At 63.6% G+C, this 6,308-nt stretch carries 4 protein-coding genes and 2 pseudogenes; 2 read left to right on the top strand and 4 right to left on the bottom strand.

Annotated features, from left to right (window positions below; all coding sequences use genetic code 11):
* Together IH54_RS45985 and IH54_RS0138180 are read left to right on the top strand one after the other, a co-directional pair.
* Positions 1-1,130: pseudogene (locus IH54_RS45985) on the top strand (hypothetical protein); the annotation flags it as partial.
* Between the two features lie 2 nt (positions 1,131-1,132).
* Positions 1,133-1,537, top strand: a complete 405-nt coding sequence (locus IH54_RS0138180) for a hypothetical protein (RefSeq protein WP_031526027.1) — start codon at positions 1,133-1,135, stop codon at positions 1,535-1,537.
* Positions 1,538-1,812: 275 nt separating this feature from the next.
* Here IH54_RS0138180 and IH54_RS40920 read toward each other — a convergent pair.
* From IH54_RS40920 to IH54_RS46445, 4 genes and pseudogenes are all read right to left on the bottom strand, one after another.
* Positions 1,813-3,186: pseudogene (locus IH54_RS40920) on the bottom strand (IS1380 family transposase).
* A 576-nt stretch (positions 3,187-3,762) separates the two neighbouring features.
* The gene (locus tag IH54_RS44135) at positions 3,763-4,200 is read right to left on the bottom strand and encodes a hypothetical protein (protein ID WP_078862835.1); all 438 of its coding nucleotides are present in this window, start codon (positions 4,198-4,200) and stop codon (positions 3,763-3,765) included.
* A 425-nt stretch (positions 4,201-4,625) separates the two neighbouring features.
* A complete protein-coding gene (locus IH54_RS45150) occupies positions 4,626-5,741 on the bottom strand; it encodes a hypothetical protein (RefSeq protein WP_031526025.1) in 1,116 nt (371 codons plus the stop codon).
* A gap of 113 nt (positions 5,742-5,854) precedes the next feature.
* Positions 5,855-6,241: a hypothetical protein gene (locus IH54_RS46445; RefSeq protein ID WP_199923536.1), complete on the bottom strand. Its 387-nt coding sequence runs from the start codon at positions 6,239-6,241 to the stop codon at positions 5,855-5,857.
* Positions 6,242-6,308 lie beyond the last annotated feature (67 nt).

Genomic DNA, 6,308 nt, shown 5'->3' with positions numbered 1-6,308 from the left:
GCATCGGCAACCTCGCCGCCAAAGTCAAATCCGTCTTCCACGCCGTCGCCAAACCCGTCAACCGCGTCATCGACAAAATCGTGGGCTTCATCGTCAAGACGGGCAAGAAGATCTGGGCCAAACTAAAGGCCAAACTCGGCAAGAAAGGCAAGGACGAGAAAGGGGCATCAGGAAAGGATGGGAGGCCCAACTCCGCAGAGGTGAAGGCAAAGGCCTCACGCGAACTTCAGGCCGGTCTCAAATCCCCATTCTCCTCACCATCCGAGGTGAAGAGCAAAGTCGATTCCGTCTACGCAGACAACAAATCACTCGGCCTGAAGTCGATCACCATCAAAAGAACCGAGCGGGCGGGCGAGTTTGCAGCCTACGTGAAGGCATCCCCGCAGGACCTTGCCACTAAGTTTGTGCATGCTGATTTCCAGACTGGGATTCGGCGTGGGGAGAAGCAGCGGGCCGAGGAACTGGAGAAGGACCCTTCTAAATTCTCGGCGGAAGAGCAGGAGGAGATCAGAGAAACTCAGAATCGACGACTCGGACCGCGTCGAGGAGTTCAGCACACTGCACTGACTGCCAACTGGAACGGCGAACCCCTGCCGAGGATGATGAGCCGAGGAGGAAAGCATGCAGAAGCTTTCCTGAACGATTTCATTCGCGATGGCCTGGACGAGGGCACTCTGCAACACAGCCAGACAGGAAAGAACAACCTAACCATACAGATCACCAAAAGCCCCTGCAATGAAAAGTGCAAGCCGCTCCTGCTGGCGCTAGCAGAGGAAACAAACGCGTCAGTACATCTTGAGATAGTCGGACTCTACCACGGAGAGCAAGAGAAGCGCGACTCCGAAGGCAAGAAGATCAAAGACGAAAAAGGGCGCTACGTTCAGAAATCGAGGTCAGAGAAAGCGCAGGAGAGGCAGGTTCAGATCAACGTCCTCAGAGAACTGCGCGCCAAGGGCTTCACCTTGTCGACATTGAGCGTGGAGAAGATTATCGAGAGCCACTATGATGGCATCGAACTGGACGCGGCCGAACGAGCGTCGATCGAAACAAAGACCAGGAGACTACAGGCGCACATCGACCAGATAAACAGCGACGCAGAGGCTGTCGAAGGAAAAACAGGAGGGAACTGACGGTGAACGACAAGAAAACGCAGGCCAGGGAGACGCGTGATCGGATCACCCGCCGCCTCAAGGACGAAGGGTGGACACGCGAGGCCGCTGCAGAGAAATTTAACTGGCCTGATTTTGAATTCACAAACGACAATGCGAAGCTGGAGTTTTTTTACTCCGCGGCCGACGATTGGGTCCACCTGGGAATGCTGACCGACGATCTGGAAGGATATCTCAGGATTCACTTCGGCAATGATGTCGGCCCGCTCCTCGATGCCGTAGTGAGTTCACAATCCCGATTGTCTCCCGACCACTGGGACGCCTTCATCGAGACCCTCTTGGCCATCCCGTTGCGTGTATACGCTGTCCACGGCGAAGACGAGGAGGACGTGGTGGAACTGAAGAGGCGAGCCTCAGGCTCTTCATGAGGGACGCCCCCTTTCCCATCACTCACAGCCTGAATTACAAGATCGCGCACATATTGGTCAGCGTGCGGGACGAGCCGCATCGCCATCAGATCGGCTGGACAGTGACCCTCAGCCTCCATCTTTCGTAAGGGTCCGCCGACGGAGTCGGCGGACCCTTACGCTTTCCGGGACGGTTGGTGGTTAGGCCGGTAGCCCGGCTGTCGTGTCGGGTGGGCGCCGGGTCCCACTGCCCAGGGGTCGGGGTGGTGCTGTCGTCGGGATGGGAAGTCTGCTGGTCAGCCCGAGTTGGGCAGGAGCTCAAGTCGTTCAAGGGCGTCTGTGATCTCGCCTGTCCAGGGTCAGTGCCGGGTGAGACGGAGGATCCTGCGCCGGCCGGTGGTAACGAGCTGGGCGGCCGCGGTGAATAGGCGGTACCCCAGTCTGCGAGGTTCCCGGAGCCGGGCTTTGCCTCTCAGAGCGAGCATGGGCATCCAGGCCATCAGATCGAGAGCGATCTGGACGATCTCCAGCCAGACCTTGTTCTGTGCGGTGTGGTGGAGGGGCAAGTCGCGCAGGCCGGTCGGGCGGGCGGCCTGCGTCCGGTCTTCTGCCTCGGCCCGCAGCCGGTGTCGGAGCTCGAGTTCGGCGATCGGCCGGTCGGGGGTGTTGGTCGCAAAGCAGGTGATCCGCATGCCGTCCGCGTCCGTGATCCTCAACTGGGCGCCGGGGTGGGCCGTTCCCTTCGGACGATCAGGCGCATGCCCTTCGGCCAGCCGTCCAGCAGTTTGCCGGTGAGCTCGGCGACCCAGGCCCAGTCACGGGCCTCACCGTCGGTCTCGACGGCCGGGGTCCATGCCGAAACGGGGGCCTGCAGCACGTGTTCGTGGATCGCTTCGGTGACCGTCATTCCGACCGACTAGGACAGCCAACGAGCGCGCTTCGCAAGCCAGGACACGAAGTCGTGGGTGCCGTCGGCGGAGTCCGTGCGGATCAGTGTTCGCCAGCCTCGCCGGCACTTCTTCGGTAGCCGGCCCAGGGCCAGTTGCGCGGTGGTGATGTGGTCGGCGGCGGTGTTCGAGCCTGCGTTCCCCGGCCTGAGGAGGGCGGCGACCGGCTCTCCGGTTCCGCCTGGGCCGTGGTCGACGAAGGCCGTCAGCGGGTGATGGCCGTAGGTCTTCTTCCGGGTCGCGGCGGCGTCCTCCTTGTCGGAGTGCGCGATCACGAGGACGCCGTCGAGGTCGACCGTGACCTGTCCGCCGATGTCTGGGACATTCTGGCCGCCAACGACCAGACCCGGCTGCGGACTTCGGAGCGTGCGGACCGGATGGCCTGCAGGGCTTCCTCATCGGAGGCGACGAGAGACTCGATCAGACGGGAGGCGGGCGGATCGGAGGCGACCGGGCCGAAGACGTCCGGCTCACATCGAAGCATCGCGACGTCCGCGAGGCAGTCCCCGCCGAACGCGACCGCCACGGCGACGTCCAGGAGGATCTTGCCGGGATCGTGGATGGCCCCGCGGCTTCCGCCACGGAACCGGAGCTGCGGATATGGCCTGGTCAAGCCGGTCTGCGGACTGTTTCGACGAGCAGGACCGACCCGGCCTGGGAGACGACCTGACGGCCGTCATCCTGAACGCGGACACGGGGATAGGACCCGATAGGGTACTTCACCTGGGAAGTGCCTCCGGCGGCGCAGGAACAAGGACCTCGACAATCCTCATTCTTGCTGGTCAGAGGCACTTTCTGCTTTCCTGTCCGCCTGCCGGACAGCCCGCTTCATGAAAGCGCGAGGTTAAGCAACCCCAATCCGGCGAGGCAGGAGGGAACGACAGCGGCCCAGATCGCATCTTCACTCCTGGCCCACAGAGCGCCCGATGGGACCGCAACGAGAAGGACAATCCAGCACAGGCGGCGGAACCGCTTCCGGGACCGCGCCGACTGAGCCGCTGCAGCCTCACGCCGCCGCCTCTGCGCATCTTCGGTGGCCCATTGGCTTTCCGTGCGCGCACGGAGCCGTGCCAGGAACGCGGCATGGTCGGCGTCCTGCGCACTGGCAGACGGCGCAACGTTCAAATTCACGTCCCCGTGAATGGAACCCGCCTGCACGACGTGCCCCTCAACGTCTCCGCCCAACTCGTTTCGCACGTACGGCCGTTCGCTCATGTGACGGAAGATACGCGAACGCCACCGAAGAGCACCAATGGTCGGGCAGGGCACCTCGCGAGACTCTTGCAGGTGCCGCCAGACTCAGCCACGACCAGAAGCTGGTCCGAAGTGAAGTGAACCCACGTTGCCAGCCTGAATCACCGGACCGTGCTGAACGCCACCACTGATCGCGTTGTGAACAGCCGTGACCTGTTGGCCCTTCCCTCCAGGGGCCAACACATCGAGGAGCGCCCGCAGTTCAGATGCGGCAGCCGGGTCGGCTTGCAACGTGCGACGCAATCGCGTTCGCCACTCCGACTCAACATCCAGAGCAGTCTGCTCGTCGCCGGTCTCCAACGCCGTCGTCAGCTCCTCGCGCGAAGTCTCCAGCTCTCCCTCGATCACGTCCTCTTCGCCACCGCGGTGACGCGAGAAGAACGAGACCAAGCGGTCACGGGCTTGTGCCCAAGAGTCCGCCGCCATCTGCTGAACGAATGCCGTGGCTCCCGCAGCAGCAAGTGCCACCAACTCCGCCTCCATCGAACCCCCCTTTGAAGCAGCCGAGACAGCCACCGTACCCCTACGTCTCCACGCCCACAGTGCTAACGCCTCGCAGCACCGTGGTACATCCGGCAGGGCATCGCGTCGCTGCCTGCACGCGGGCCTGGAGAGGCAAAACGATCCATAGCCTTCCTCCCAGACCTCCCGACTCTCCGAACAGTCCCAGGTTTCATAGGTCTCCGAGGTCTCGTCGCCTACTCCGGATTCGGGCTCTTCGTCCTCCGCTGCGCAGCGGGCACAAATCAGCAGAACAGGACAATCGTGCCGACAGTAGAGAGCACCACCGGCCGCCCAATGGACCAGCGAGGTACCCGGATGTAAGGCACGAGGCAGCAACGAGCACGCTCCAGCAGTTCGGCGCCTTCCTCGACGCAGCCGAGGGCGGCCGACATTCGATCGCCAAGTCAGCCGCGTGCCCGATGCTGTGCCACAGGACCGTAGAGGGAGGACTTGACGTCACGCGGCAGGCGGAGCGCGGGGCAGTCCGGCTCATGCTGGATGACGCTGCAGCCCGTGCGGAGCCGGGAGCGCTCGCCCGCTTCCGTGAACAAGACTTCGGGAGGGTACGTCTCAAATGGCTCGCCGCCAGAGTCGACAACGACTGTTCCGTGATGCTCAAGGCAGGTCCAGTCGATCTCCAGCCGCCAGCCGACCTCTTCAGCACCCACCGCCGGCTCGATCCAGAGTTGCTCCGGATCGACAGAGCTGATCGTCAGGGGAAAATCCACTCCCTCGGGAACCAATTGCGGTTGGGCCGACGCGAGGTCCACGGAGAACTTCCTCGGCTCCAGGGGCCCGCGAATGTGCGCCTGATAGCACGCTCGTCGCGGTTGGCGGCGAGAAACGATTACTGACCGGGCCCGGTGCAGGATCACCGCTCGCGTGGTCCGCGCCTGCAGCGTCACTACGTACACGCTGCCGCTCGGTGCCATGGGACGGGGCGGGTCGGCGTCCACGATGAGGTTCGCGTGCCACGCGCGCGGATGGATTTCCACGCCGACGACTATCGGATTCGTCATGTCGCCGGCGTCGTCGCCCACGGCAGCGTGAACGTGTACGCCGCCGGCAATGCTGCCCGCTTGGATCACATTCCCCTGCGTTCCACCGGACACGCTGTTGCTGGTACTCCCCGGCCCGTCCTGCTGGTTGACACTCGTGGCCCGCCGACGCTCCTCACCGGACAACGTCACCGGGATCCCGTGCAGTTTCTCCAGCAACTGGCGCCCGACCTCGGCCGCTCGCACGAGGTCGTCCGGGAGACCGAGCGCGGCGTGCCCGGCATGGTAAACAGACTTCCGCAATGACCGGAGCTCCGGCACCAGCCCCTCCGCCGTCGGCCTGTCAACCTCCGGAAACACATGCGGCCACTTCACCGCCGAGGGAGTCAAGACGCTCGCGAGAGAGCCGATTCCATGGGCACTCAAGGAGCCGAGGATCTCCGTGGTGTAGACGTCCAGGAAGTCGACCAGTTCGGAGAGTTCGCTCGGGCTGAGTGTCGTCTTGGGCGGGAGATCCGACATCGCACCTCACAGATGCTTTCGCGGCCGACGCAATTGGTTTTGCGTCCTGAGTGTAACGACACCCCAGTCACGTTGACAGCTCAGCAACTCATGGGTTCCACAGTTGAGTTGAGTCATGAAGGCGCCTTTCGGGCCCGACGTTGTGCTGATGGGCAGGCCACCGCGGTGACCGTCGACCGAGACCAGCCGGTCAAGGTCACCGGCCGCGTCCGCGTACGCCTGGGCGGCCTGGAGCATCCGTTCGAAGGGGAACGGTCGGCTTGCGCCACGGCGTCAGCGCCGCCGATATCGCGGTGTCCAGGCCGGACTTGCGGACGGGCCTCGGCCGGCTCCTCGTCCGTCACTGCGCCGTGCTCCTCCTGGAGCCAGTCGGACAGTTCGCCGAGGCGGTCGATCCGGTCCTGGTGGGCAAGGGCGTCCGTGACGTACGAGGACAGCTCACGCTCGCCGACGCGCTCGCGGATCGAGGCGAACAGCTCCTCCGGAATGGTGACCGTCACCCCGCTTCGTTGCCTGCCACGTCAGGCCTGGGGCTGTCTCTTATACACATCTGACGCTGCCGACGAC

The sequence above is a fragment of the Streptomyces sp. NRRL F-5123 genome (genome assembly GCF_000721495.1).
In the GTDB taxonomy this organism is placed as follows: domain Bacteria; phylum Actinomycetota; class Actinomycetes; order Streptomycetales; family Streptomycetaceae; genus Actinacidiphila.
This window is presented reverse-complemented; position numbering and strand designations above follow the sequence as displayed.